Origin of the sequence: Pseudomonas sp. EA_5y_Pfl2_R50, from assembly GCF_963970475.1 — a bacterium.
Classification (GTDB): domain Bacteria; phylum Pseudomonadota; class Gammaproteobacteria; order Pseudomonadales; family Pseudomonadaceae; genus Aquipseudomonas.
This window is the reverse complement of sequence record NZ_CAXAPT010000001.1, coordinates 682,043-706,567: the sequence shown is the minus strand read 5'-3', so window position 1 is coordinate 706,567 and position 24,525 is coordinate 682,043. Positions and strand designations below refer to the sequence as shown.

The 24,525-nt window shown below is 59.9% G+C and carries 26 protein-coding genes; 8 read left to right on the top strand and 18 right to left on the bottom strand.

The annotated features are described in order from the left end of the window. Nucleotides 1–42 precede the first annotated feature (42 nt). From AACY19_RS02965 to AACY19_RS02955, 3 genes are all read left to right on the top strand, one after another. Nucleotides 43–1,077 carry an NADP-dependent oxidoreductase gene (locus tag AACY19_RS02965; protein ID WP_339447760.1) on the top strand — a complete coding sequence of 345 codons (1,035 nt, stop codon included), beginning with the start codon at nucleotides 43–45 and terminating at the stop codon, nucleotides 1,075–1,077. Nucleotides 1,078–1,143: 66 nt separating this feature from the next. After that, nucleotides 1,144–1,746 carry a recombination mediator RecR gene (recR, locus tag AACY19_RS02960; RefSeq protein WP_339447758.1) on the top strand — a complete coding sequence of 201 codons (603 nt, stop codon included), beginning with the start codon at nucleotides 1,144–1,146 and terminating at the stop codon, nucleotides 1,744–1,746. Between the two features lie 192 nt (nucleotides 1,747–1,938). Further along, nucleotides 1,939–3,087 carry an acyl-CoA dehydrogenase family protein gene (locus tag AACY19_RS02955; protein WP_339447756.1) on the top strand — a complete coding sequence of 383 codons (1,149 nt, stop codon included), beginning with the start codon at nucleotides 1,939–1,941 and terminating at the stop codon, nucleotides 3,085–3,087. A gap of 106 nt (nucleotides 3,088–3,193) precedes the next feature. Here the strand turns inward: AACY19_RS02955 and AACY19_RS02950 are convergent, their stop codons facing one another. Together AACY19_RS02950 and fnr are read right to left on the bottom strand one after the other, a co-directional pair. Beyond that, on the bottom strand, nucleotides 3,194–3,742 hold the full coding sequence (locus tag AACY19_RS02950; RefSeq protein ID WP_339447754.1) for an adenine phosphoribosyltransferase: 549 nt from the start codon (nucleotides 3,740–3,742) through the stop codon (nucleotides 3,194–3,196). 78 nt (nucleotides 3,743–3,820) lie between these two features. Continuing rightward, nucleotides 3,821–4,555: a fumarate/nitrate reduction transcriptional regulator Fnr gene (gene fnr / locus AACY19_RS02945; RefSeq protein ID WP_339447751.1), complete on the bottom strand. Its 735-nt coding sequence runs from the start codon at nucleotides 4,553–4,555 to the stop codon at nucleotides 3,821–3,823. 155 nt (nucleotides 4,556–4,710) lie between these two features. On the opposite strand from fnr, the gene AACY19_RS02940 reads away from it, so the two are divergent. After that, nucleotides 4,711–5,193 (top strand): hypothetical protein, encoded by a 483-nt coding sequence (locus AACY19_RS02940; RefSeq protein WP_339447749.1) that lies wholly within the window; start codon nucleotides 4,711–4,713, stop codon nucleotides 5,191–5,193. Here the strand turns inward: AACY19_RS02940 and hemN are convergent. From hemN to AACY19_RS02905, 7 genes are all read right to left on the bottom strand, one after another. Then, the gene (hemN, locus tag AACY19_RS02935) at nucleotides 5,190–6,572 is read right to left on the bottom strand and encodes an oxygen-independent coproporphyrinogen III oxidase (RefSeq protein WP_339447747.1); all 1,383 of its coding nucleotides are present in this window, start codon (nucleotides 6,570–6,572) and stop codon (nucleotides 5,190–5,192) included. The two genes, AACY19_RS02940 and hemN, sit on opposite strands and share 4 nt — an antisense overlap. 131 nt (nucleotides 6,573–6,703) lie before the next feature. Then, nucleotides 6,704–7,387, bottom strand: a complete 684-nt coding sequence (locus AACY19_RS02930; RefSeq protein ID WP_210553588.1) for a sulfite exporter TauE/SafE family protein — start codon at nucleotides 7,385–7,387, stop codon at nucleotides 6,704–6,706. After that, a complete protein-coding gene (ccoS, locus tag AACY19_RS02925) occupies nucleotides 7,380–7,592 on the bottom strand; it encodes a cbb3-type cytochrome oxidase assembly protein CcoS (protein WP_339447741.1) in 213 nt (70 codons plus the stop codon). Before ccoS ends, AACY19_RS02930 begins: the two co-directional genes overlap by 8 nt. 22 nt (nucleotides 7,593–7,614) lie before the next feature. Then, complete coding sequence (locus AACY19_RS02920) at nucleotides 7,615–10,065, bottom strand: heavy metal translocating P-type ATPase (RefSeq protein WP_339447740.1); 2,451 nt, start codon at nucleotides 10,063–10,065, stop codon at nucleotides 7,615–7,617. Nucleotides 10,066–10,192: 127 nt separating this feature from the next. Further along, nucleotides 10,193–10,732: a FixH family protein gene (locus AACY19_RS02915; RefSeq protein ID WP_339447738.1), complete on the bottom strand. Its 540-nt coding sequence runs from the start codon at nucleotides 10,730–10,732 to the stop codon at nucleotides 10,193–10,195. A gap of 11 nt (nucleotides 10,733–10,743) precedes the next feature. Continuing rightward, nucleotides 10,744–12,159 (bottom strand): cytochrome c oxidase accessory protein CcoG, encoded by a 1,416-nt coding sequence (ccoG, locus tag AACY19_RS02910; protein ID WP_339447736.1) that lies wholly within the window; start codon nucleotides 12,157–12,159, stop codon nucleotides 10,744–10,746. Nucleotides 12,160–12,473: 314 nt separating this feature from the next. Next, nucleotides 12,474–12,677, bottom strand: a complete 204-nt coding sequence (locus AACY19_RS02905; protein ID WP_339447734.1) for a hypothetical protein — start codon at nucleotides 12,675–12,677, stop codon at nucleotides 12,474–12,476. A gap of 279 nt (nucleotides 12,678–12,956) precedes the next feature. Here AACY19_RS02905 and AACY19_RS02900 point away from each other — a divergent pair, with 279 nt between their 5' ends. Next, on the top strand, nucleotides 12,957–13,961 hold the full coding sequence (locus AACY19_RS02900; RefSeq protein ID WP_339447732.1) for a metallophosphoesterase family protein: 1,005 nt from the start codon (nucleotides 12,957–12,959) through the stop codon (nucleotides 13,959–13,961). A 54-nt stretch (nucleotides 13,962–14,015) separates the two neighbouring features. Here AACY19_RS02900 and ccoP (AACY19_RS02895) read toward each other — a convergent pair whose 3' ends face one another. The 8 genes from ccoP (AACY19_RS02895) to ccoN (AACY19_RS02860) form a co-directional block, all read right to left on the bottom strand. Further along, entirely contained in the window at nucleotides 14,016–14,999 is a 984-nt protein-coding gene (gene ccoP, locus AACY19_RS02895) for a cytochrome-c oxidase, cbb3-type subunit III (protein ID WP_339447730.1), read from the bottom strand. Then, a complete protein-coding gene (locus AACY19_RS02890) occupies nucleotides 14,996–15,181 on the bottom strand; it encodes a CcoQ/FixQ family Cbb3-type cytochrome c oxidase assembly chaperone (protein WP_003175465.1) in 186 nt (61 codons plus the stop codon). Before AACY19_RS02890 ends, ccoP (AACY19_RS02895) begins: the two co-directional genes overlap by 4 nt. A 5-nt stretch (nucleotides 15,182–15,186) precedes the next feature. Next, nucleotides 15,187–15,795, bottom strand: coding sequence for a cytochrome-c oxidase, cbb3-type subunit II (gene ccoO / locus AACY19_RS02885; RefSeq protein WP_122592537.1), 609 nt, complete (start codon nucleotides 15,793–15,795; stop codon nucleotides 15,187–15,189). After that, the gene (gene ccoN, locus AACY19_RS02880; protein ID WP_339447727.1) at nucleotides 15,795–17,237 is read right to left on the bottom strand and encodes a cytochrome-c oxidase, cbb3-type subunit I; all 1,443 of its coding nucleotides are present in this window, start codon (nucleotides 17,235–17,237) and stop codon (nucleotides 15,795–15,797) included. Before ccoN (AACY19_RS02880) ends, ccoO (AACY19_RS02885) begins: the two co-directional genes overlap by 1 nt. A 500-nt stretch (nucleotides 17,238–17,737) precedes the next feature. Continuing rightward, entirely contained in the window at nucleotides 17,738–18,694 is a 957-nt protein-coding gene (gene ccoP, locus AACY19_RS02875; protein ID WP_339447725.1) for a cytochrome-c oxidase, cbb3-type subunit III, read from the bottom strand. Then, nucleotides 18,691–18,888 carry a cbb3-type cytochrome oxidase subunit 3 gene (locus tag AACY19_RS02870; RefSeq protein ID WP_339447723.1) on the bottom strand — a complete coding sequence of 66 codons (198 nt, stop codon included), beginning with the start codon at nucleotides 18,886–18,888 and terminating at the stop codon, nucleotides 18,691–18,693. The genes ccoP (AACY19_RS02875) and AACY19_RS02870 overlap by 4 nt, the downstream gene beginning before the upstream one ends. 3 nt (nucleotides 18,889–18,891) lie before the next feature. After that, nucleotides 18,892–19,500, bottom strand: coding sequence for a cytochrome-c oxidase, cbb3-type subunit II (gene ccoO / locus AACY19_RS02865; RefSeq protein ID WP_003223389.1), 609 nt, complete (start codon nucleotides 19,498–19,500; stop codon nucleotides 18,892–18,894). Nucleotides 19,501–19,510: 10 nt separating this feature from the next. Further along, on the bottom strand, nucleotides 19,511–20,935 hold the full coding sequence (ccoN, locus tag AACY19_RS02860; protein WP_339447721.1) for a cytochrome-c oxidase, cbb3-type subunit I: 1,425 nt from the start codon (nucleotides 20,933–20,935) through the stop codon (nucleotides 19,511–19,513). Nucleotides 20,936–21,030: 95 nt separating this feature from the next. On the opposite strand from ccoN (AACY19_RS02860), the gene AACY19_RS02855 reads away from it, so the two are divergent. From AACY19_RS02855 to AACY19_RS02845, 3 genes are all read left to right on the top strand, one after another. Then, nucleotides 21,031–21,708 carry an alpha/beta family hydrolase gene (locus tag AACY19_RS02855; protein ID WP_339447720.1) on the top strand — a complete coding sequence of 226 codons (678 nt, stop codon included), beginning with the start codon at nucleotides 21,031–21,033 and terminating at the stop codon, nucleotides 21,706–21,708. A 964-nt stretch (nucleotides 21,709–22,672) separates the two neighbouring features. Continuing rightward, on the top strand, nucleotides 22,673–23,038 hold the full coding sequence (locus AACY19_RS02850) for a DUF6124 family protein (RefSeq protein ID WP_339447718.1): 366 nt from the start codon (nucleotides 22,673–22,675) through the stop codon (nucleotides 23,036–23,038). Between the two features lie 469 nt (nucleotides 23,039–23,507). Next, entirely contained in the window at nucleotides 23,508–23,870 is a 363-nt protein-coding gene (locus AACY19_RS02845; RefSeq protein ID WP_339447716.1) for a DUF6124 family protein, read from the top strand. Nucleotides 23,871–23,999: 129 nt separating this feature from the next. Here AACY19_RS02845 and AACY19_RS02840 read toward each other — a convergent pair whose 3' ends face one another. Beyond that, a complete protein-coding gene (locus AACY19_RS02840; RefSeq protein ID WP_339447714.1) occupies nucleotides 24,000–24,470 on the bottom strand; it encodes a hypothetical protein in 471 nt (156 codons plus the stop codon). Nucleotides 24,471–24,525: the final 55 nt, after the last annotated feature.

The window sequence follows — 24,525 nt, the reverse complement described above, 5'->3', positions numbered from 1 at the left end:
TCCCTATACCCGCTGAATTCACCCTTCACAGGAGACGCTGACATGTCCGACCCTCTCACGCTCAACCAACGCTTCGTCCTTGCCTCGCGTCCGGTTGGCGCGCCGACCCCGGAGAACTTCCGCCTCGAACGCGAAGCACTGCCGGATCTGCAGGACGGTGAAGTGCTGCTGAAAACCCTGTACCTGTCCCTCGATCCCTATATGCGCGGACGCATGAGTGACGCACCGTCCTACGCCGCGCCGGTACAAATCGGCGAAGTGATGACCGGTGGTGCTGTCAGCCGCGTCGAAGATTCGCGTCATCCGAAGTTTCATAAGGGCGATCTGGTGGTCGGCGCCACCGGATGGCAGAGCCACAGCATCACCGACGGGCGCAACATCATCCCGATCCCGTCAGGGTTGCCGAGCCCGTCGATGGCCCTGGGCGTGCTGGGCATGCCGGGGATGACCGCATACATGGGGCTGATGGACATCGGCCAGCCGAAAAAGGGCGAAACATTGGTGGTGGCTGCCGCTTCCGGGGCGGTCGGTTCGGTGGTCGGGCAAGTGGCCAAGATCAAAGGCCTGCGCGCGGTTGGCGTGGCCGGCGGTGCCGAGAAGTGCAAGTACGTGGTCCAAGAGCTGGGTTTTGACGCCTGCATCGACCACAAGGCGCCCGATTTCGCCGAGCAACTGGCCAAGGCCTGCCCCGATGGCATCGACATCTATTACGAGAACGTCGGCGGTCATGTGTTCGACGCCGTGGTGCCGCTGCTCAATCCCAAGGCGCGCATTCCGCTGTGCGGCCTGATCGCCGGTTACAATGCCTCCGAAGCGCCGCAAGGCCCTGACCGCCTGCCGCTGCTGCAGCGCACACTGTTGACCAAGCGTGTGCGGATTCAGGGCTTTATCGTCTTCGATGATTACGGTGATCGTCAGCCGGAGTTCGTCAGCCACATGGTGCCGTGGGTGCGCGACGGCAAGGTGAAATTCCGTGAGGACGTGGTCGAAGGGCTGGAACAGGCACCCGAGGCGTTTATCGGGCTGCTGGAGGGGCGCAACTTCGGCAAACTGGTGGTGAAGGTCGCCACAGACTGAGTATTTGACGCTGGCCGGAGGCGCGGGTATAAACCGCGTCTCGTTGTTTTGTCGGACTTTTTACCCATGAGCTTCAGCCCTTTGATTCGCCAACTGATCGACGCCTTGCGCACTTTGCCGGGCGTCGGTCAGAAAACCGCCCAGCGCATGGCGTTGCAGTTGCTCGAACGTGACCGCAGCGGCGGCTTGCGTCTGGCCCAGGCCCTGAGCCAGGCCATGGAAGGGGTCGGTCACTGTCGCCAGTGCCGCACGCTCACCGAAGACGATTTGTGCCCGCAATGCGCTGACACGCGCCGCGATGATACGTTGCTGTGCGTGGTGGAAGGACCGATGGATGTCTACGCGGTCGAGCAGACCGGGTTCCGTGGGCGCTACTTTGTGCTCAAGGGGCATTTGTCGCCGCTGGACGGACTGGGGCCTGAGGCCATTGGCATCCCGCAGTTGATGGCGCGGATCGAAGAGGCGGGCACGTTCAGCGAAGTCATTTTGGCGACCAACCCGACGGTGGAAGGCGAGGCGACGGCGCATTACATCGCGCAGTTGCTCAACAACAAAGGCCTGATCGCTTCGCGCATTGCCCACGGTGTGCCGCTGGGTGGCGAACTGGAGCTGGTCGATGGCGGCACGCTGGCGCATTCGTTTGCCGGGCGTAAACCGATTTCCCTTTGAATTCGCGGTGTCTGAACTGACGCCTTCGCGAGCAAGCCCGCTCCCACATTGGTTTTGTGTCGATCACGAATCCATTGTGGGAGCGGGCTTGCTCGCGAATGGCGCACCTCGGTTTAGCTGATCCACACAATCTTGTTGAAAACCAAGCAAGCGCTCGGTTAAGTTCGGCGAACCCTTCCGTGGAGCTCGCCCATGCCTGCCTTTCAGGAATACTTCGACCCCAGTCACCAATTGATCCGCGACAGCGTCCGCCGTTTCGTCGAGCGCGAGATCCTGCCGGACATCGATCAATGGGAAGAGGCGGAAAGCTTCCCCCGGGAGTTGTACCTGAAGGCCGGCGCGGCGGGCATTCTCGGCATCGGTTATCCCGAAGCGCTGGGTGGCAGCCATGAGGGCGATCTGTTCGCCAAGGTTGCCGCCAGTGAGGAATTGATGCGCTGTGGCTCGGGCGGTCTGGTAGCCGGGCTCGGTTCGCTGGATATCGGCCTGCCACCGATCGTCAAATGGGCGCGTCCTGACGTGCGCGACCGCGTCGTGCCGCAGGTGCTCAGCGGCGAGAAGATCAGCGCCCTGGCGGTCACCGAGCCCGGCGGCGGTTCCGACGTTGCCAATCTGCAAACCCGCGCCGTGCGTGAGGGTGATGTCTACCGGGTCAGCGGCAGCAAAACCTTTATCACCAGCGGCGTGCGCGCCGACTACTACACCGTCGCGGTGCGTACCGGTGCGCCGGGTTTTGGTGGCATCAGCCTGTTGCTGATCGAGAAAGGCACGCCCGGTTTCACCGTGGGCCGTCAATTGAAGAAAATGGGTTGGTGGGCGTCGGACACGGCGGAATTGTTCTTCGACGACTGCCGGGTGCCTGCAGGCCATCTGATCGGTGCCGAGAACATGGGGTTCGCTTGCATCATGGGCAACTTTCAGAGCGAACGGCTGGCGTTGGCGCTGATGGCCAACATGACCGCACAGCTAGCGCTGGAGGAAAGCCTGAAGTGGGCGCGTGAGCGTGAAGCGTTCGGCAAGCCGATTGGCAAGTTTCAGGTAATCAAGCATCGTTTGGCAGAAATGGCGACGGCGCTGGAGGTGTCGCGGGAGTTCACCTACCGGCAAGCGGCGAAAATGGCGGCGGGGCGGAGCGTGATCAAGGAGATTTCCATGGCGAAGAACGTTGCCACGGACACCTCGGACCGGATCACCACGGAGGCGGTGCAGATTCTCGGCGGGCTCGGTTATATGCGTGAGAGCCTTGTGGAGCGGCTGTATCGGGATAACCGCATTCTGTCGATTGGCGGCGGGACGCGGGAGGTGATGAACGAGATCATCAGCAAGCAGATGGGGCTTTAGGTGTTGTAGTGAGGCTGCGGGCCTCTTCGCGAGCAAGCCCGCTCCCACAGGGGAATGCATTCCAAGTGTGGGAGCCTGCTCGCGAAAGCGGCCGGACAGGCGCTACTTATTTATCGGTCAAGGCAAACTGCGTCAGGCAGAAGGTAGGAATGCCCATGTCTTGCAGGCGCTGCGACCCACTCAGCTCAGGCAAATCAATGATCGCCGCCGCCTCATGCACCCGTGCGCCCATGCGGCGAATCAGGTTGGCCGCCGCGATCAGCGTGCCGCCGGTCGCAATCAGGTCATCGAACATCACCACCGAGTCACCTTCGCACAGGCTGTCGGCGTGGACTTCGAGGAACGCTTCGCCGTACTCGGTTGCATAACCTTCGGCCAACACGTCCGCCGGCAGCTTGCCTTGCTTGCGGAACAGTACCAGCGGCTTGTTCAACTGATAGGCCAAGACCGAGCCGATCAGAAAGCCACGGGCATCCATCGCGCCGATGTGGGTGAAGTCGGCTTCGACGTAACGGTGGGCGAAGCTGTCCATCACCAGGCGCAGGGCCGTCGGCGACTGGAACAGCGGGGTGATGTCGCGAAAAATCACGCCCGGCTTCGGGAAGTCGATCACGGGGCGGATAAGCGATTTGATGTCGAAGGAGTCGAAGACCATCGTCGAGGTGTCCTGGCAGGGCTGCAAACGGCGCAGTATACCCGCGGCTGAAACGCTTCGCTCAACCGCGGATCGAGATCAGCCTTCGATGGAGCCACCGGCCAGCGCGCAGAGCTGGATCGGGTCGAGGATATGAATCTCTTTGCCCTCGGCGGCGATCAGTTCGTTCTGCTGGAAGCGGGTGAAAACCCGAGACACGGTTTCCACCGCCAGACCCAGGTAGTTACCGATTTCGTTGCGGGACATGGCCAGGCGGAACTGGTTGGCCGAAAAGCCGCGAGCGCGGAAGCGGGCGGACAGGTTGACCAGGAAAGTCGCTATGCGCTCGTCAGCGGTTTTCTTCGACAGCAGCAGCATCATTTGCTGATCGTCGCGGATTTCGCGGCTCATCACGCGCATCAACTGACGGCGCAGTTGCGGCAGTTGCAGGGCCAGTTCGTCGAGACGTTCGAAGGGGATTTCGCAGACCGACGTGGTTTCCAGCGCCTGGGCGGAAACCGGGTGTTTCTCGGTGTCCATGCCGGAGAGGCCGACCAGTTCGCTCGGCAGGTGGAAACCGGTCAGTTGTTCTTCACCGGTATCGCTCAGGCTGAAGGTCTTCAGGGCGCCGGAGCGTACTGCATAAACGGAATCGAACGTGTCGCCCTGGCGGAACAGGAACTCGCCTTTTTTCAACGGGCGGCCGCGTTTAACGATTTCGTCCAGCGCATCCATGTCTTCCAGATTCAGAGAAAGTGGCAGGCAGAGAGGGGCCAGGCTGCAATCCTTGCAATGGGCCTGGTTGTGAGCGCGCAGTTTAACTGGCTCGGACATTTCTTAAATCCTTGTGGGAAAACACACATAAGGCGTAAGGGTAACTCACGGGAGGACATTCAGGCCAGCCTGTGGCAACTTTGTCCCGCCGCCATAAAGGCGCAGCGCCGACAGCCGATAACCCGGTATCAGAACGCTTGCAGAGGAAGGACTCGATGGACGCCATTGCTACGCTGGGCCCCGGTAACAGCGGTGTTGCGGCATTGCCGGACGTGGCTGACACCGCCGCTGACAACGACCGGGCAAACAATTTCCCGAGCGAGGCAACCCCGACTTTGGTCGAGGGCGTCAAAGTGTCGCTGTCCGGCGCCTCGATCCAGAAATCCGCAGGTGTCGGCGGCAAGAATCGCGATATCGACGAAAGCGGTTTGCCGGAGAACATCCAGCAATTGCTGAAGATGATTCGCAAGCTGCATCAGGACATCATCGAGAAGAAAGCACGCATCGAAGCGGTCATGGCCGACAAGCGCCTGTCCAGCGAAGAAAAGATCAACAAGGTCGCAGCGCTACGCGGCGCCATCGCCGCGCTGAATACCGGGCTGATCACCGCCAACCTTGCCCTGTCGAAAGTGATGAACCAGTCGGGCCTGAGCGCAGACCAGAACCTGAAAGTCGGCTCACTGTTGACCAAAGACTAAATCACCCGGGAAAAACGCTGGCGGTTCTGCTGCTCAAGATAGGCATCGAACACCATGCACACCGACCGCACCAGCAAGCGTCCCGCAGGCAACACCTCGATCCGTTCGCGATCAAGCTCAATCAGGCCGTCTCTGGCCATATCCTGCAGTTGTGGCCACAGCGCGCCGAAATAACCCTGAAAATCGATGTTGAATTGCTGCTCGATTCCGGCGAATTCCAGGCTGAAATTGCAGATCAACTGCTGAATCACGGCGCGTCGCAGTCGATCATCGGCGTTGCACACCAGACCCCGGCTGGTCGCCAGTTGCGCGGCGGCGAGGGTGTTCTGGTATTCGTTGAGGTCGCTGCTGTTCTGGCAGTACAGGTCGCCGATCTGGCTGATCGCCGAAACGCCCAGGCCAATCAGGTCGCAATGGCCGTGGGTGGTGTAGCCCTGGAAGTTGCGTTGCAGGGTTTCTTCTTCCTGGGCAACGGCCAGTTCATCGTCGGGCAGGGCGAAGTGATCCATGCCGATGTAGCGGTAACCGGCGGCGGTCAGTTGCTCGATGGTGCGCTCGAGCATCTCGAGTTTCTGCGCCGGCGCTGGCAGTTCCTGACCATTGATCCGCCGCTGCGGCATGAAGCGCTCCGGCAAGTGCGCGTAGTTGAACACCGAGAGCCGGTCCGGTTGCAGGCTGATGACTTCCTCGACCGTGCGGGCGAAGTTGTCCGGCGTCTGCTTGGGCAAACCGTAGATCAGATCGATGTTGATTGAGCGAAATTGCAGGGTGCGTGCGGCGTCGATCACCGCGCGGGTTTCTTCCAGGCTTTGCAGGCGATTGACCGCACGCTGCACCGCCGGATCAAGGTCTTGCAGGCCGATGCTGACGCGGTTGAAACCGAGTTCGCGCAGCAGGCCCATGGTTGACCAGTCGGCTTCGCGCGGGTCGATTTCGATGCCGTAATCACCGGAATCGTCGTCGAGCAGATTGAAATGTTTGCGCAGGTGCGCCATCAGTTGCCGCAGTTCGTCGTGGCTGAGAAACGTCGGCGTGCCGCCACCAAAGTGCAACTGCTCGACTTTCTGTGCCGGGTCGAGGTGGCAGGCGATCAACTGGATTTCCTGCTCGAGCCGCTGCAGGTACGGCAGGGCGCGGCCGCGATCCTTGGTGATGACCTTGTTGCAGGCGCAGTAGTAGCAAATGTTCGCGCAGAACGGTACATGCACATACAGCGACAATGGGCGTAGGGCCTTGCGGCTGTCGCGCAAGGCATGGAACAGGTCGAAGGTGCCGACCTGACTGTGGAATTGCACGGCCGTCGGATACGAGGTGTAACGCGGCCCCGCCAGGTCGTAGCGGCGGATCAGATCAGAGTCCCAACGAATGGCGTCGAGCATGCGGGCATTCCCCCGGATAGGCTGGCAGTGTGGCGAGTCTATCGGGGGGCGGCGACGGGGCTGTTGATTTGCATCAACGGGGAGCGGTGTGTTGTGGGAGCGGGCTTGCTCGCGAAGGCCGCACCGCCGATCTAATGCCCCATGAGCCAATGCTGATGCGGCCCCGGCAATGTCCATATCCCGAACAGAATCACCAGCAAACCACCGGTCATGCGCACGCTGCGCTTGCGCAACAGCGCCGTGACCCGCTCAGCGGCAAGCCCCGTCGCCAGCAAAACCGGCCAGGTGCCGAGCCCAAATGCAAGCATCAACAACGCACTGTCCAGCGCATTGCCCTGACTCGCCGACCACAGCAACGTGCTGTAAACCAGCCCACAGGGCAGCCAGCCCCACAAGGCACCGAGCAGCAGCGCGCGGGGCAAACTCGACACCGGCAACAAGCGGTTGGCGACGGGCTGGATATAGCGCCACAGACCGCGTCCAAGACTTTCAATGCGCGTCAGCCCGCTCCACCAGCCGGCCAGATACAGACCCATGGCAATCAGCAACAGCCCGGCCAGCACGCGCATGAACAGCGCCGCCGGACTGTTCGCCACCGCCCAACCCGCCAGTCCGATCAGTAAGCCTGCCGTGGCATAACTGAGAATTCGCCCCAGGTTGTAGGCCAGCAGCAAACGAAAGCGCCGGCTGCGCTGCTCTTTGGGAATCGCCAGGGTCAGCGCGCCCATCAAGCCGCCGCACATGCCCAGGCAATGACCGCCACCGAGCAGGCCAAGGATCAGCGCCGACACCAGCAGAGGCGCCAGTTCAAGCATGGGGTGGCGCCTTGTCGTCCGGCTTGTTGGCGTTGGCTTCGTCGACCGCTGCCTTGTGGTTCGGGTCCTGATCGTCGAACAGAATGCTGTGGGCCGGGCCGTCGAGGTCGTCGTACTGACCGCTGTCCACCGCCCAGAAGAAAATGTAAACGGCGATGGCCACGATCAGCAGGGCGGCCGGGATCATCACGTAGAGAGCTGGCATCTGTACTCCAGGCCCGAGCGGCTCAGGCCGGCAGCGGGCGGGTTTCTGAACGGGTGCTGACCGGCGGCGGGCCCGGCAGACGGGTCAGGCGCAGGGCGTTGAGCACCACGGTCAACGAACTGATCGACATGCCGACGGCAGCCCACACCGGAGTGATCCAGCCGAGAGCGGCGAACGGCAACATGAGGCCATTGTACAGCGCCGCCCACAGCAGGTTCTCGATGATTACCCGGCGGGTGCGCCGCGCCAGCGTGAAGGCTTGCACCAAGGCGTCGAGGCGATTGGACAGCAACACCGCGTCGGCGCTGGTTTTCGCCAGGTCTGTCGCCGAGCCCATGGCCACACTGATGTCAGCCGCTGCAAGCACCGGCACGTCATTGACGCCGTCGCCGAGCATCAACACTTTGCGACCTTCCTTGTGCAGTTGTTGCAGCACCTGCAACTTGTCGTCCGGGCGCAAACCGCCTCGGGCCTCATCAATGCCGAGTTCCGCCGCCACACTGGCGACCATCGGCGAGCTGTCGCCGGACAACAGCAATGTGCGCCAGCCACGCGCCTTGCATGCGGCGAGCAGGGCGGGGGCGTCGTCACGCAAGCGGTCGTCGAGGACAAACCACGCCAGCGGCCCATGAGTGTCGCCGAGCAGCAGCCATTGGCCCGCTTCGTTCGGCATGGCGGGAACCGCCGCACCGCTCAACTCACAGACAAACGCGGCTTCACCAATGCGCAGGCGCTGTCCGCCGACCACACCGTCAAGACCCAGCCCCGGCGTGCTGTGCACCTCTTCAGCCGCCAGCGGTGCGCGCCCGAATGCCCGGGCAATCGGGTGCTCCGAACGGTTTTCGAGGGCGGCGGCGAGGCTCAGGCATTGATCGCTGTCCCGTGAGCCGAGCGGGCGAATGGAGCGTAGCACCAGACGACCTTCGGTCAGCGTACCGGTCTTGTCGAAAATCACCGTGTCGATCTGGTTCAGACCTTCCAGCACATGGCCGCGCGTCAGCAGCAGGCCGAGTTTGTGCAGCGTGCCGGTGGCGGCGGTGAGCGCGGTCGGGGTCGCCAGTGAGAGTGCGCAAGGGCAGGTAGCGACCAGCATCGCCAGTACGATCCAGAACGCCCGCGACGCATCCAGCTCCCACCACAGCAGGCCGATGGCGGCAGCGGCGATCAGCGACAACAACAAAAACCATTGCGCGGCGCGGTCGGCGATTTCCGCCAATCGTGGCTTTTCCGCCTGGGCGCGGTCGAGCAGGCGCACGATGGCCGACAGCCGGGTGTCCTGGCCCAGCGCGTGAACCTCCACGGTCAACGCGCCTTCGACATTCAAGGTGCCGGCAGTGACCGCATCACCCTGAGTGCGCGGTTGCGGCAGGTATTCACCGGTGAGCAACGATTCGTCGACACTCGACTGGCCGTCGAGGATCGTGCCGTCCGCCGGCAGAACGGCCCCGGGCTGCACCAGCACTCGATCACCCAGTCGCAGTTCACTGAGCAGAATGCGCTCGCTCTGGCCGCTGGCGTCCAGACGCAGACACGACGCCGGCAAAAGGTTGACCAGTTGCGCGGTGGCGGCGGCGGTGCGTTCGCGGGCGCGCCGCTCCAGATAGCGCCCCGCCAGCAGAAACAGGGCGAACATGCCCACGGCGTCGAAATACAGCTCGCCGACTCCGGTGATCGACGTCCAGATTCCGGCAATGTAGGCACTGCCAATCGCTAGCGAGACCGAAACATCCATGGTCAGATGTCGCGTGCGCAGATCACGCATCGCCCCTTTGAAGAACGGCGCGCAGCTGTAGAACACGATGGGCGTGGTCAGGAACAGCGCGACCCAGCGCAGGATCGTGTGCAGCTCGGGACTGAGGTCGATATTGAATTCCGGCCAGGTCGCCATCGTCGCCATCATCGCCTGAAACCACAGCAGCCCGGCGACGCCGAGCTGGCGCAGGGCAAGACGGTTTTCGCTGGCCAGTTGTTCGCTGGCGCGGTCGGCCTGATAGGGATGGGCGGCGTAACCGATGTGGCGCAGTTCGGCGAGGATCTGGCTGAGCGGCAACTGCGCATCGGCCCAGCTCACGTGCAGGCGATGGTTGGACAGGTTCAACCGCGCCTCGGCCACAGCGGGCAGCGTGCGCAGGTGTTTTTCGATCAGCCAGCCACACGCGGCGCAGCTGATGCCTTCCATCAGCAGGGTGGTTTCGGCCAGATCACCCTGGTGACGGACGAACGGTTGCTGGACGTCAGCGCGGTCGTACAGCGCCAGTTCGTCGGTCAATTGCACCGGCAGCGCTTCGGGGTTGGCCGAGGCTTCGCTGCGATGCTGGTAATAACTTTCCAGGCCACCGGCGACGATGGCTTCAGCCACGGCCTGACAGCCCGGGCAGCAGAATTCGCGGGGTTCCCCGAGTACGACAGCGGTGAAGCGGCTGCCGGAAGGAACGGGCAGGGCGCAGTGGTAGCAGGGGAGTGGCGTGGTCATCGGATAAATCTATGTCGTCCGCAAAGGCCTCTTCGCGAGCAAGCCCGCTCCCACAGAGGATGTGTATCGAGCGCAGATCAAACTGTGGGAGCGGGCTTGCTCGCGAATGCGCGAAGCGCAGGTTTTTTTATTTTTTCAGGTCTTCGGCGCCCTGAAGCGGTTCATCACCCAGCAGCAGATCCTTGTCGTGGTTCACCAGTTCTTCCTCGAACATGCGCCAGATATGCTCGTCTTGCGTGCCGAGCAGTTCGACAAAACGACGACCTTCAACCTTGTCGTTCAACTGACCGATGTAACGCCCGGTTTCAGTCTCGCTGCGGGTCAGGACGATCTTGCGATCCTTCTCCGGTTGGGTCGGCGAGATCAGGTTCAGTTCGAGGGTTTTCGGCTGGCTGTCACCGCTCAAGCGCAAGTCGACTTCGCCGGTGACGTCATCCAGGTGCACGGCGGCGCGCATCTTCAGGTTTTGTGCCAGCAGTTCACGATCCAGCGAGCGGTTGATGCCCTTGCCGGCCTCGTAGTAGTTGTCGTTGACCAGGTTGTCCGGGTTGTTCACCGCAATGGTCACCATGGACAGGGTCAGTGTCACCGAACAGGCCAGAATCCCGATGATGATCCACGGCCAAAGGTGCTTGTACCAAGGGCTTGCGGTGCTTGCTGCGGGCATCTTCAGTTCTCTCAACGGATTTGTGGGCCGATGAATCGGCTCTTGGCTTCAACGTGGACGCTGTCGTCATCGGCATCCTTGAGGATGAATTTCACCTCGTTGGTACTCGACGGCAGTTGTTCAGGGGCGCTCGACAACTCGACCGGCATGGTAAAGATTTCTCCGGCCGCAACCTTGATCTCGCGTTTGCCTTGCAGGCGCAAGTCCGGCAAACCAGTGGCTTGCAGCACATACGTGTGGTCGCGCTGATCCTTGTTCATGACCTTCAGGCTGTAGACGTTTTCGATCCGGCCTTCGGCGTTTTCGCGATACAGCACGCGGTCCTTGCTGACGTCGAAACCGACCAGCGAACGCATGAAGAAAGCGGTCACCAACAGGCTGATCATCGCCAGCAGCACCACGGCATACCCGATCAGGCGTGGTCGCAGTTTATGGGTTTTCTGCCCCGACAGGTTGTGTTCGGTGGTGTAGCTGATCAGGCCGCGTGGATAGTTCATTTTGTCCATGATGCTGTCGCAGGCGTCGATGCATGCGGCACAGCCGATGCACTCGATCTGCAGACCATCGCGGATGTCGATGCCGGTCGGGCAGACCTGCACGCACATGGTGCAATCGATGCAATCACCCAGGCCCTGAGCCTTGTAGTCAATGCCTTTCTTGCGCGGGCCACGGCTTTCACCGCGACGTGGATCGTAGGACACAATCAATGTGTCCTTGTCGAACATCACGCTTTGAAAGCGTGCATACGGGCACATGTAAATGCACACCTGTTCGCGCAACCAGCCAGCGTTACCGTAAGTGGCGAGGGTAAAGAAACCGACCCAGAAATACGACCAGCCGTCAGCCTGGCCGGTGAAGAATTCGATGACCAGTTCGCGGATCGGCGAGAAGTAGCCGACGAAGGTCATGCCGGTGACAAAGCCGATCAGCAGCCACAACGCGTGTTTGGCCAGTTTGCGCAAAAACTTGTTGCCGCTCATTGGCGCCTTGTCGAGCTTGATGCGCTGGTTGCGGTCGCCCTCGGTGACCTTTTCGCACCACATGAAAATCCACGTCCACACGCTCTGCGGGCAGGTGTAGCCGCACCAGACACGACCGGCATACACAGTGATGAAAAACAGGCCGAACGCCGCGATGATCAGCAGGCCCGAAAGCAGGATGAAGTCCTGTGGCCAGAACGTCGCGCCGAAGATGAAGAATTTGCGCTCCGGCAGATTCCACCACACCGCCTGATGGCCGCCCCAGTTCAGCCACACCGTGCCGAAATACAGCAGGAACAGCGCGGCGCCGCCCATCATCCGCAGATTGCGGAACAGACCGGTGAAAGCACGGGTGTAGATTTTTTCTCGTGAGGCGTAGAGATCGACGCTGTTGTTGGCGTTTTTACTCGGTGGCGTGACGTCGTGTACCGGAATCTGGTTGCTCATCATTGCATCCCACGGCAGTGGAAAAATGCCTCGGTCGATACGTGCCAACCGGGGTCAAAAAGGATTGTTGCAGTGGCGCAATGATACGCCTGTCGCTCTAACTCAAGGGTGCGACCTTTGGTCGCGTTGGGGAAAATTGGTGAATGGTGTAGCGAATGCAGCAAAGCCTGATGCAGGTCAATTGACTTGTTGAGTATGGACAGTTTTGCCGTGGTCGCTAGTCGGCTATGGGCCGCGGCGCTGTCAGCCCGGGTTGAGACGGCTGCGTAGCGCACGCAAGCCGTCTCCGGTATATCCATTGCGGGTTTCAGGCGTCAGGGAAGCCTGCCGCCGCCCAGGCTGTCGAGACTGCCGGTGTTTCTGTGGGGTTTTGTGGTGTTTGCGCAAGCGGGCTGGGCGGAGGACGCCCGTGTCGCGACGACCGGTTCCGCAGGGTATTCCATCGCTTCGATCTCGTGACCGGTTGCAATGGCGTGGTCATCACTTGGCTGCTGAAAGTTTGTATCGTTATCGCGCATGACGGCTTCATCCTTGAAGTGGCTCCGATGCGAATCACCGGGCTGTGGATGACGCTACAGGCAGTGATGAATCGAGTCCATCGGGCATATGTCTCAAAGTATGAAACGCAAAAAATAGTTTCGCCAATGTTCTTTGGCGGGGGCGATCTGTTTGTTTTGGAAATATTATTAGTTAATCGATGGGTTTTAAAGTTCGGTGGATTTGAACTAGCTTAGTTGTCTGCGCTGCTATTTGGTAGTTGCATGAAAAGTACTTAATGAAAGAACGAATGGAGTTGTATGAATATCAAGGATGTCAAGAAGGCGCTCGCTGGCGTGTACCTGTTTTCGCTGGCTTCTTTTGCCTGCGCCAATGGAGGTGTTCCGCAGCACATGGTATTTGCATCGGACCCGCAATACCCGTGGACGGAAAAGTCGGACAGTGGTGAAGACGAATCGAGTGCCGAATTCGAAGAACGCTCTAAATGGCTGGTGGACAGCCAGTTTGCGAGCATTGCCCAGTTCCGTCATGAAATGGGCGGGCAGGCTGCCGTGCCGCTGATGATCAATGGCGACATGACCGCGTTCGGCCATGGCTGGCAGCGCTCGTATGTCGGGTCGATGCTGGAAAAGCACTTTGGGGATGACTACCTGTACGGACTGGGTAATCACGACTATCAAAACAATGTGGGCGACTGTTTCAGTGAAAGTTGCGCTGCAGGCAGTATTGTCGATTACCGTGATCATCATGTGGGCAAGGTTGATGAATTTGACCTGGAAGTTTCCGGGACTTTTGTCAGTAGGCAGTATGTGGGCAGTCTGGCTTATTCGAAAAATATTGGCGAAGTGCATCTGGTACAACTGAACAATGAGCCGACGTATCAGGTGAAGATTGCCCATGCGCTGAACCCGACGACCTTCGATATCCGGCAGTCGCTGGACTGGCTTGAGAATGATTTGCGCATGGCGCGGGTGCAGGGGCACGCGATCATTATCAACATGCATAAACCGTTTGATTGGGCGGGCAATTGGGATCAGCAAAAGCGTTTCCGCGACATGATTGAAAAGTATCAAGTGACGGCGATATTCGCCGGACATTTCCATGCTGACGGTGGCAGCATGAGTTCCATCGGCGGCGTGCCGATGTTCCTCAGTGGTGCGGCCTCTCAACAGACGTACCTGACTGCCAGTTTTTCCAAGGATCGCAAGCAGTTGGAGGTAAGCCTTGTCAGAGGTAATGATTGGCGCAAACGCACTTCGGTGGCGACAGTGCCGGTGAAGTCGATCTGGGCCAGTCGCCCATGAAAAAAGCCCCCGTCAGATCACTGGCGGGGGCTTTTTCGTGTATCAGGCGCAGGCCTACTGCGCTTCGGCGTCCGGTGCTTTTTCACCGTGTGACAGGCTGTAGACGTAAGCCGCCAGCAGGTGAACCTTGTCGTTGCCTTGCAGCTGTTCCTGCGCAGGCATCTGGCCCTGACGGCCGTAACGGATGGTCTGCTGCAGTTGGGCGAAGCTCGAACCGTAGATGAACGCGCCCGGGTGGGTCAGGTCGGGCGCCCCCATGGCTGGCGTGCCTTTGCCGGCCGGACCGTGGCAAGCCACGCAGTTGGCGGCGAACAGTTTGCCGCCGTTCTCCGGGTCAGCCTTGGTGCCTTCTGGCAGTTTGCGGCCATCGAGGTTGGTCACGACGAATGCAGCGACGTCGGCAACGCCTTGCTCACCAATCACCTCGGCCCAGGCCGGCATCACCGCGTGGCGGCCGCCCATGATGGTGGTCTTGATGGTTTCCGGCTCGCCGCCCCAGCGCCAGTCGGCGTCGGTCAGGTTGGGGAAGCCGTAAGCACCCTTGGCATCGGAACCGTGGCACACCGAGCAGTTGGAGGCGAACAGACGGCCCCCCATTTTCAGTGCTTGCGGGTCCTTGGCGACCTCTTCGATTGGCATCGCAGCGAACTTGGCGAAGATCGGACCGAACCTGGCGTCCGACCGGGCCATTTCCTTTTCCCACTCGTGCACGCCGGTCCAGCCGGTCTGGCCGTTGGCGAACGCGGTCTGCTTGTCATTATCGAGGTAGTTGTAGCCTGGCAGCAGGCCTTTCCAGTTGCCCAGACCCGGGTACAGCACCAGGTAACCCAAGGCAAAAATGATGGTGCCGACAAACAGCATGAACCACCATTTCGGCAGCGGGTTGTCATACTCCTCGATCCCGTCGAAGGAGTGCCCGACCGTCTCGTCCGTCTGTTCGCTGCGCTGGCCCTTGCGGGTCGACAGCAGCAGCCAGGTCAGGGAAAAGATCGTACCGAGACTGAGGACTGTGACGTACAGACTCCAGAATGTAGTCATTCTTTGTTACTCCTAGAAGCTTGCTCGACGTGCTTGATGGCTTCGGGATCATCCGCAAAAGGCAGCAAGGTCGCGTCTTCAAACTCCGACTTGCGCTTGGGGCTGAACACCCACAGCGCCAGACCGATGAAGGCCACCATCACAACAACGGTGCCCAGGCCACGAATCATCCCGATATCCATCTAATTCACCGTTTGCTTTTGATGATGGTGCCCAGGCCTTGCAGGTAGGCCACCAGCGCGTCCATTTCCGTTTTGCCCTTCACGGCATCCCTGGCTCCGGCGATGTCTTCGTCGGTGTAAGGAACGCCGAGTGTGCGCAAGACTTCCATTTTTTTGGCCGTCTCTTTGCCGTCGAGCTTGTTTTCCACGAGGAACGGGTAAGCCGGCATTTTCGACTCCGGCACCACGTTGCGCGGGTTGTACAGGTGCGCACGGTGCCAGTCATCGGAGTAACGACCGCCGACGCGGGCCAGGTCCGGACCGGTACGCTTGGAACCCCACAGGAACGGGTGATCCCAGACGCTTTCGCCGGCCACCGAGTAGTGGCCATAGCGCTCGGTTTCAGCGCGGAACGGACGGATCATCTGCGAGTGGCAGCCGACACAACCGTTGGCGATGTAAACGTCGCGGCCTTCCAGTTCCAGGGCGGGGCGCGGCTTCATGCCTTCGACCGGCTTGTTGGTCACATCCTGGAAAAACAGCGGAACGATCTGGGTCAGGCCACCGACGCTGACGGCGATGACCATGAAGAAGGCCAGCAGGCCAATGTTCTTCTCGACAGCTTCATGCTTCATCAGTGAGCTCCAACGACGGCGATCTGGGCGGCGGCTTCGGCTTCAGCCGGGTTCGAGGCGCGCACTGTGCGCCAGACGTTGTAAGCCATCAACAGCATGCCGCTGGCGAAGAATGCACCGCCCAGCGCACGGACGATGTAGCCAGGGTGGCTGGCCTGCAGCGCTTCAACGAACGAGTAGGTGAGGGTGCCGTCGTCGTTGATTGCACGCCACATCAGGCCTTGGGTGATGCCGTTGACCCACATCGAAGCGATGTACAGCACGGTGCCGATGGTCGCGAGCCAGAAGTGCGCGTTGATCAGGCCGACGCTGTGCATCTGAGCACGACCGAACAGTTTCGGGATCATGTGGTAGATCGCGCCGATGGAAATCATCGCCACCCAGCCGAGCGCGCCGGCGTGTACGTGGCCGATGGTCCAGTCGGTGTAGTGCGAGAGCGAGTTGACGGTCTTGATCGCCATCATCGGCCCTTCGAAGGTCGACATGCCGTAGAACGCCAGCGACACCACCAGGAAGCGCAGGATCGGGTCGGTGCGCAGCTTATGCCAGGCGCCCGACAGGGTCATCATGCCGTTGATCATGCCGCCCCAGCTTGGCGCCAGGAGAATGATCGACATCGCCATGCCCAGCGATTGCGCCCAGTCCGGCAGGGCGGTGTAGTGCAGGTGGTGCGGGCCGGCCCAGATGTACAGGGTGATCAGTGCCCAGAAGTGCACGATGGACAGGCGATAGGAGTAGATCGGGCGCTCGGCCTGTTTCGGCACGAAGTAGTACATCATCCCGAGGAAACCGGTGGTGAGGAAGAAGCCCACGGCGTTGTGCCCGTACCACCACTGGATCATCGCGTCGGTCGCGCCCGAGTAGGCGGAGTAGGACTTGAACAGGTTCACCGGCAGCGACATGTGGTTGACGATGTGCAGCATAGCGGTCACGACGATGAACGCGCCGTAGAACCAGTTACCGACATAGATGTGCTTGGTTTTGCGCTTGGTGATGGTGCCGAAGAACACCAGACCGTAGGTGACCCAGACAATGGCCAGCAAAATGGCGATCGGCCATTCCAGTTCCGCGTATTCCTTGGTGGTGGTGTAACCCAGCGGCAAGGTAATGATCGCGCCGACGATCACCGCTTGCCAGCCCCAGAAGGTGAAGGCCGCGAGGCTGTCGGAAATCAGTCGCGTCTGGCAGGTTCGCTGCACGACATAGTAGGAAGTGGCAAACAGTGCACAACCACCGAAGGCGAAAATCACCAGGTTTGTGTGCAACGGGCGCAGGCGTCCAAAGCTCGTCCACGGCAGACCGAAGTTCAACTCCGGCCAGACCAGTTGCGAGGCGATGAAGACACCGAGCCCCATGCCAAGGATCCCCCAGACCACCGTCATGATGGCGAACTGGCGGACTACCTTATAGTTATAAGCAGTCGGACTGATTGCTGTGCTCATTCTAAGGTTCCACGGTTTGGGTGTTTTATTAGGATTAAAATCGGCCGCAAGTATGCAGAGAGCAAGGGGTCATTGCAACGCGCCATGACCTGGGTCAATGCTTTCCAACGCTGATTCTGCGGCCTTTCCATGCGCCGCGTAAGGTCAAAATCGGCCTCGGACAAAATGTCGCAGCGGACTAAAAAAGCGAGGGGTTCAGATCGCTTGTGACGAGGTGTGTTCAAACGCTCGGTTCGGGTGACGGACGGTAAATGGCACGACAGCCGGTATCTACCGGTGTTTGCGGCCATATCAGTCAGCCGGTTCGCGGAACACAGCAGTCAGCGTTGACCTGGAACCGGCACAAGCCAGTCCGCATCGAGCAAGCGTAGACCCGAATCAGAGGAACCGAAAGGAGAGGGTGTGAAGGGGTGCGACAAAAGGAAGCAGCTATGAGTTGCAAGCTGCAAGCGACAAGATGAATCGAGTCGCTCGCAGGATTGTGTACAGTGCTGTTGATTTTACTTGTGGCTTTCTGCTTGAAGCTTGTCGCTCAATTGCTCACTGTTTTTTGAAAGGCTGTATACATATGCGGCAAGCAATTGCACTTTATCGTTGCCCAGCAGCTCGTTCTGCGCCGGCATGTGACCCTGACGACCATGGCGGATGGTCTGCTCAAGTTGCGTCAGGCTGGTGCCATAGATAAATCCCGCCGGGTGCGTCAGATTCGGTGCACCCATGGCTTCAGTGCCTTGGCCGGTTGCCCCATGACAGGCGACGCACGTGGTGTTGAACGCTTGCTGCCCGGCTTGCAGATCAGCCTTGCTGTCGGCTGGCAATGGCAGACCGGCCAGTTCGTGACGCACATAAGCAGCAACGTTTTTCACCCCGGTCTCGCCCAACACTTCGCCCCAGGCTGGCATTGCCGCCATCCGGCCAGCCATGATGGTGGTCTTGATGGTCTCGGCGTTGCCGCCCCAGCGCCAGTTGTTGTCGGCGAGGTTAGGGAAACCGAATGCGCCCTTGGCGTCCGAACCGTGGCACACCGAGCAGTTGGAGGCGAACAAGCGGCCACCCATTTTCAGCGCCTGCGGGTCCTTGGCCACTTCTTCCAGCGGCATGGCGGCGAACCTGGCGAAAATCGGCCCGAACCTGGCGTCGGCCTTGTTCATTTCCTTTTCCCATTCGTGCACGCCGGTCCAGCCATCCTCGTAACCGGGCAGGATGCCTTTCCAGTTGCCCAGGCCCGGATACAGGATCAGATAGCCCACGGAAAACACCAGCGTGCCGGCGAACAGCATGAACCACCACTGCGGCAGCGGGTTGTCGTACTCCTCGATGCCGTCGAAGCTGTGGCCCATGGTCTGGTCAACGCTGCCCTTGGTTTCGCCCCGGCGAGTGCCGATCAGCAGCCACGTCAGGCCGATCAGGCTGCCGATGGTCAGTACGCAGATCCACGTACTCCAGAAGGTGGTCATGGCCGGGTACTCCTTGTCTCATTTGCTGGGGTTGTTTCGGCTTGCGGCTCGTCGGCGAACGGCAGCAGCCGTGCTTCGGCGAATTCCGGCGTGCGCTTGCGGTTGAATACCCACAGGGTCAATCCGGCGAAAGCGACGAACACCACGACCGTGCCGAGGCCGCGAATCAGGCCTGCACTCATTTCAATGACCATGGCTCACCTCTTGCTCTTGATCGCAGTGCCGAGCACTTGCAGGTAAGAAACGAGCGCGTCCATTTCGGTCTTGCCCTTGAGGCTGGCCACCGCGCCGCTGATGTCGTCGTCGGTGTACGGCACGCCGAGGGTGCGCATGGTCTTGAGCTTGGTTTCGGTGTGGCTGCTGTCGACCGCTTGCGTGACCAGCCACGGATAGGCCGGCATTTTCGATTCCGGTACGACGTTGCGCGGGTTGTACAAATGCGCGCGGTGCCAGTCATCCGAGTAACGCGCGCCGACCCGCGCCAGATCCGGCCCGGTACGCTTCGAACCCCACAGGAACGGGTGATCCCAGACGCTTTCGCCGGCGACCGAGTAGTGCCCGTAACGCTCGGTTTCGGCGCGGAACGGCCGGATCATCTGCGAGTGGCAACCGACACAGCCTTCGCGGATATAGATGTCGCGGCCTTCCAGTTGCAGCGCGGTGTAGGGCTTCATGCCTTCCACCGGTTTGTTGGTGACGTCCTGGAAGAACAGCGGGACGATCTGGGTCAGACCGCCGATGCTCACGGCAAACACCATGAGCAACATCAACAGGCCGACATTCTTTTCAATCGTTTCGTGTTTCATGGCGGACTCCTCAGGCCATCTGCGCGGCAGCAACGACGTCAGCAGGCTGCGAGGCCCGCACGGTGCGCCAGGTGTTGTAAGCCATCAGGAACATGCCGCTGAGGAAGATCGCGCCGCCCACCAGTCGCACGACGAAGCCTGGGTGGCTGGCCACCAGGGTTTCGACGAAGGAGTAGGTCAGCGTGCCGTCCTCGTTCACCGCGCGCCACATCAGGCCTTGGGCGATGCCGTTGACCCACATCGAAGCGATGTACAGCACGGTGCCGATGGTCGCGAGCCAGAAGTGCGCGTTGATCAGGCCGACGCTGTGCATCTGCGCCTTGCCGAAGATTTTCGGGATCATGTGGTAGAGCGCGCCGATGGAAATCATCGCCACCCAACCGAGAGCGCCGGCGTGTACGTGGCCGATGGTCCAGTCGGTGTAGTGGGAGAGGGCGTTGACGGTCTTGATCGCCATCATCGGGCCTTCGAAGGTCGACATCCCGTAGAACGCCAGCGAGACCACCAGGAAACGCAGGATCGGGTCGCTGCGCAACTTATGCCAGGCGCCCGAGAGCGTCATCATGCCGTTGATCATGCCGCCCCAGCTCGGCGCCAGCAGAATCAGCGACATCACCATGCCCAGCGACTGTGCCCAGTCCGGCAGCGCGGTGTAGTGCAAGTGGTGCGGGCCGGCCCAGATGTACAGAGTGATCAAGGCCCAGAAGTGCACAATCGACAACCGATACGAATACACCGGACGCTCGGCCTGTTTTGGCACGAAGTAGTACATCATCCCGAGGAAACCGGCGGTGAGGAAAAAGCCTACGGCGTTGTGGCCGTACCACCATTGCACCATTGCGTCGGTTGCACCGGCGTACACCGAGTAGGACTTGGTGAAACTCACCGGCAACTCAAGGTTGTTGACAATGTGCAGAATCGCCACGGTGATGATGAACGCGCCGAAGAACCAGTTGCCCACATAAATGTGCTTGGTCTTGCGCTGCATGATCGTGCCGAAGAAGACGATGGCGTAGGCGACCCAGACGATGGTGATCAGGATGTCGATGGGCCATTCCAGCTCGGCGTATTCCTTGGAGCTGGTGTAACCCAGTGGCAAGCTGATCGCCGCCAGCAGGATCACCAGTTGCCAGCCCCAGAAGCAGAACGCGGCGATTTTCGGCGCGAACAGCTGTGTCTGGCAGGTGCGCTGCACCGAATAGAACGAACTGGCGAACAGCGCACAGCCACCGAACGCGAAGATCACCGCGTTGGTGTGCAGCGGGCGCAGACGGCCGAAACTGGTCCAGGGCAAATCGAAATTGAGTTCAGGCCAGACCAATTGGGCCGCGAGAAAAACCCCGAGACCCATGCCGACGATGCCCCACACCACCGTCATAATGGCGAATTGGCGGACCACCTTGTAGTTGTAGGCGGTACTGATAGAAGTGTTCATGGTTCCCCATCCACGGTTCAGCCGAAGTGAGCGCGCGCACAACACGCGGCGAATCCTTCGTCTGGAGTTATAGGCAGACTAAAAGCGAGGCAAGCATGGACAAACAGCACAAGGCCAGTATTGACGGGGATCAATGGGCGCAGTGTGTACGTGATCATGGGTGGCTTTGGGATGCTGCCTCGGGCGAGGCCTTGGCGACCTTGATCCTGGCGCATGGGGCAGGGGCGCCGATGGATAGCGACTGGATGAACGACATGGCTGGGCGCCTTGCCGGGCTTGGGGTGAATGTGTTGCGGTTTGAGTTCCCGTATATGGCGCAGCGGCGGGTGGATGGGGTTAAACGGCCGCCGAATCCTGCTGCGAAACTGCAGGAATGCTGGCGTGAGGTTTATGCCGAGGTGCGGCGTCATGTCGCTGGGGTTTTGGCGATCGGCGGGAAGTCGATGGGCGGGCGGATGGCGAGTCTGCTGGCTGACGAGTTGGGGGCCGATGCGTTGGTGTGTCTGGGGTATCCGTTTTATGCGGTGGGGAAGCCGGAGAAGCCTCGGGTTGAGCATTTGGCGGGTTTGCGGACTCGGACTTTGATTGTGCAGGGGGAGCGGGATGCGTTGGGCAATCGCGAGGCTGTCGAAGCGTATGCGTTATCGCCTGAGATTGAGGTGTTTTGGTTGGCGACAGGGGATCATGATTTGAAGCCTTTGAAGGTTTCGGGGTTTACGCATGAGGAGCATTTGGCCCGTGCGGCTGGGCGTGTGGCTGGGTTTCTTCGGTGAGGCTTCACTTGGGGTGTATATCCGTTGCTGCGGTAACGGCGGCTTAGGGTTTCGCCCTGACGGCGACTCACTTTTTTTAAAAACGCCTAAAAAAAGTAAGCAAAAAAACGCTTGCCCCTACGTGCGGCCCGCTCGCTGGGGCTCGGGGTTCCTTCGCTCCGGGATCGATCCGGGCGCAGCGCCTACGGTTTGCTTCGCTGCACCTCCTCTCGCTGTGTTTGGCTTCGCCAAACGGTCGCTGCGCTCCCACGCCCGGATCAATCCCGGAACGAAGCCTTCCGATGTCGCCCGTGGATCAAGATCAAGAGCAGGCGAGCTGACACTCGGCCTATTGAGTGGTGAAAAGCGGGTGTTCGGCCTTGGTTTTGTGGTGCTCTTGCCCCTTATCGGAACGCCGCACGCCCAGCCCTCTCCCGAGGGAGAGGGAGCCGATTTGTGTGTTTTTCAAAGTCTGAGTTCAACTCGGTATCGCACGTCGGCGTAGCTCTCCCAAACACCACGGTCAGTCCCCTCTCCCTCTGGGAGAGGGTTAGGGTGAGGGGCTTTTTCGCTGACACGATAAAAAACTGGAAGCGCTCACTGTCCAGCATTTCCTGTGCGTAAACATGATTTTGTGAGCGGGTTTAACTTACACAACCCGTTACGCCACCTGGCCTACAACACCTTGCGTCGTTACCTACGTGTACGCCAGAATCCGCCGGCTTACGCGGCTATCGGTCGGGCTATATCGTTTGCCTGTCACTGCACATCAGTGATCGGGTTTGGTAGCCCGTCTGTAATAGCTGTGTGGCAACTCCGTATGGAGTCTCTTTCTTGAGGCTCGGTTTTATGGTGGTCATGCGTGGGGCTCACTCGTGAGCGCCGGGTTCCTATTGCAGCCGGTCTACCAACCTGCGTATGGCCATCACCCACTCGTTTGGTAGCGAGCGTGATGGCTCCTCAAACTGCGATAGGAGTTTCATCCATGTTCAAAATTACCCCAAATCCTCCGGGCACCGAACCAATCCCCCACGACCCAGCGCTTAGCCCGCAAAAGATCAAAGAAGCCACCGACCGCGCCCTCGACTACTACCTCAAGCCCGAAGACCTGGCCGCATCCCCGCACTCACCCAGGTTTCGCCCCATCTATCTCGTCGACCCCACGCTGAATGACGAAGCCCTGCTCGTCGAAGCCTGCGAATCGCTGTCGTCGGCCCATGCCATGGCCGGCAGCATCGCCAACTCGATAGGCGGCCCGGAACGCAAACCGCTGCTGGCGCTGCAACAACTGATCATGCTCAACGAACTGTTGGTCAATCGGCTGCTGGATAAGCTGAAGTTGCCTCAATAATTTCGTGGGCTGTCATGGCCGCTTTCGCGAGCCTGCTCGCGAAAGCGGCCTGACAAAAACATCAAAATAACAAGCCAATGTCCCGCGTCTTCTACCCGTAAACGCAATTCTGTGGGCGCGTGTAAATTACACAACCCGTTACGCCACCTGGCCTACAACACCTTGCGTCGTTACCTACGTGTACGCCAGAATCCGCCGGCTTACGCGGCTATAGGTCGGGCTATATCGTTTGCCTGTCACTGCACATCAGTGATCGGGTTTGGTAGCCCGCCTTAAATTGTCGTTGTTGCGACACCGTCGATGCTGTCTCCTTTTTTGAGATATGGCTTTGTATGGTGGGCATGCGTGGGGCTCCTCTGTGAGCGCCGGGTTACCCAATTTGACCGGTCTACCAACCCGCGCATGGCCGCCACCCGCCGTTTGGTAGCGAGGGTGATGGTTCCCGTTTATTCAAATTGGAGCTTGATCTATGTTCAAAATCACACCAAACCCACCCACAGACCCAATCCCCCACGACCCAGCGCTTAGCCCGCAAAAGATCAAAGAAGCCACCGACCGCGCCCTCGACTACTACCTCAAGCCCGAAGACCTGGCCGCATCCCCACACTCACCCAGGTTTCGCCCCATCTATCTCGTCGACCCCACGCTGGATGACGAAGCCCTGCTCGTCGAAGCCTGCGAATCGCTGTCCTCGGCCAATGCCATGGCCGGTAGCATCGCCAACTCGATAGGCGGCCCGGAACGCAAACCGCTGCTGGCGCTGCAACAACTGATCATGCTCAACGAACTGTTGGTCAATCGGCTGCTGGATAAGCTGAAGTTGCCTCAATAATTTCGCGGGCTGTCATGGCCTCTTCGCGAGCAGGCTCGCTCCCACAGTGGATTGTCGTCGGACACAAATCTGTGACCGCCGCAGATCCAATGCAGGAGCGAGCCTGCTCGCACTAAAAACCTGCCGGTTTCAGCCAGCTTCAAGCCCTCTCACCCTTTTGAGGTTGAATGTGCCTTTTGGGTTCAGGCGATAGCCATCAGTCTTGAACACCGCTTCGAAAGTGCCCTCAACAATGTCTGATCCTGCGTCGTATTTGATGATGTTGAGGATTGCTGAGTCGGCAGTCACTGTCCGCAACCCATCGAATCCCGGCGGCGCGGGGATCCAGTGGCCATGGGTGAAGGTCAACCCGTCGCGGAGCTCGTAGATACCTGCGAAACTCTCGTCACCTGTAAAAGGTAATGTCATGACGAAGGAAAAGTAGTTCTCATCTTCGAAATTCCCTGTGCTGGCAACGATCATCCAGTACAGCGCACCGGCAAAATCATTTAGATAGAAAGTTGCGGATTCGGCTTGCACTACACCGGTGCCTAAGTTCCATGTAAAACCGACATCATTCGTAGCGCGGCCTTTGGGGAGAAAAAACGTTTGAGTGGTCATCGTCAAACCTGCCTTTGTCAGCTAGGGAAGTTGTTTCAACCGACTGCATTCACGG

Coding starts and splice junctions, on each gene's coding strand:
- AACY19_RS02965 (WP_339447760.1), top strand. CDS start 43: ATGTCCGACCCTCTCACGCTCAACCAACGCTTCGTCCTTGCCTCGCGT.
- recR (WP_339447758.1), top strand. CDS start 1,144: ATGAGCTTCAGCCCTTTGATTCGCCAACTGATCGACGCCTTGCGCACT.
- AACY19_RS02955 (WP_339447756.1), top strand. CDS start 1,939: ATGCCTGCCTTTCAGGAATACTTCGACCCCAGTCACCAATTGATCCGC.
- AACY19_RS02950 (WP_339447754.1), bottom strand. CDS start 3,742: ATGGTCTTCGACTCCTTCGACATCAAATCGCTTATCCGCCCCGTGATC.
- fnr (WP_339447751.1), bottom strand. CDS start 4,555: ATGTCCGAGCCAGTTAAACTGCGCGCTCACAACCAGGCCCATTGCAAG.
- AACY19_RS02940 (WP_339447749.1), top strand. CDS start 4,711: ATGGACGCCATTGCTACGCTGGGCCCCGGTAACAGCGGTGTTGCGGCA.
- hemN (WP_339447747.1), bottom strand. CDS start 6,572: ATGCTCGACGCCATTCGTTGGGACTCTGATCTGATCCGCCGCTACGAC.
- AACY19_RS02930 (WP_210553588.1), bottom strand. CDS start 7,387: ATGCTTGAACTGGCGCCTCTGCTGGTGTCGGCGCTGATCCTTGGCCTG.
- ccoS (WP_339447741.1), bottom strand. CDS start 7,592: ATGCCAGCTCTCTACGTGATGATCCCGGCCGCCCTGCTGATCGTGGCC.
- AACY19_RS02920 (WP_339447740.1), bottom strand. CDS start 10,065: ATGACCACGCCACTCCCCTGCTACCACTGCGCCCTGCCCGTTCCTTCC.
- AACY19_RS02915 (WP_339447738.1), bottom strand. CDS start 10,732: ATGCCCGCAGCAAGCACCGCAAGCCCTTGGTACAAGCACCTTTGGCCG.
- ccoG (WP_339447736.1), bottom strand. CDS start 12,159: ATGAGCAACCAGATTCCGGTACACGACGTCACGCCACCGAGTAAAAAC.
- AACY19_RS02905 (WP_339447734.1), bottom strand. CDS start 12,677: ATGCGCGATAACGATACAAACTTTCAGCAGCCAAGTGATGACCACGCC.
- AACY19_RS02900 (WP_339447732.1), top strand. CDS start 12,957: ATGAATATCAAGGATGTCAAGAAGGCGCTCGCTGGCGTGTACCTGTTT.
- ccoP (WP_339447730.1), bottom strand. CDS start 14,999: ATGACTACATTCTGGAGTCTGTACGTCACAGTCCTCAGTCTCGGTACG.
- AACY19_RS02890 (WP_003175465.1), bottom strand. CDS start 15,181: ATGGATATCGGGATGATTCGTGGCCTGGGCACCGTTGTTGTGATGGTG.
- ccoO (WP_122592537.1), bottom strand. CDS start 15,795: ATGAAGCATGAAGCTGTCGAGAAGAACATTGGCCTGCTGGCCTTCTTC.
- ccoN (WP_339447727.1), bottom strand. CDS start 17,237: ATGAGCACAGCAATCAGTCCGACTGCTTATAACTATAAGGTAGTCCGC.
- ccoP (WP_339447725.1), bottom strand. CDS start 18,694: ATGACCACCTTCTGGAGTACGTGGATCTGCGTACTGACCATCGGCAGC.
- AACY19_RS02870 (WP_339447723.1), bottom strand. CDS start 18,888: ATGGTCATTGAAATGAGTGCAGGCCTGATTCGCGGCCTCGGCACGGTC.
- ccoO (WP_003223389.1), bottom strand. CDS start 19,500: ATGAAACACGAAACGATTGAAAAGAATGTCGGCCTGTTGATGTTGCTC.
- ccoN (WP_339447721.1), bottom strand. CDS start 20,935: ATGAACACTTCTATCAGTACCGCCTACAACTACAAGGTGGTCCGCCAA.
- AACY19_RS02855 (WP_339447720.1), top strand. CDS start 21,031: ATGGACAAACAGCACAAGGCCAGTATTGACGGGGATCAATGGGCGCAG.
- AACY19_RS02850 (WP_339447718.1), top strand. CDS start 22,673: ATGTTCAAAATTACCCCAAATCCTCCGGGCACCGAACCAATCCCCCAC.
- AACY19_RS02845 (WP_339447716.1), top strand. CDS start 23,508: ATGTTCAAAATCACACCAAACCCACCCACAGACCCAATCCCCCACGAC.
- AACY19_RS02840 (WP_339447714.1), bottom strand. CDS start 24,470: ATGACCACTCAAACGTTTTTTCTCCCCAAAGGCCGCGCTACGAATGAT.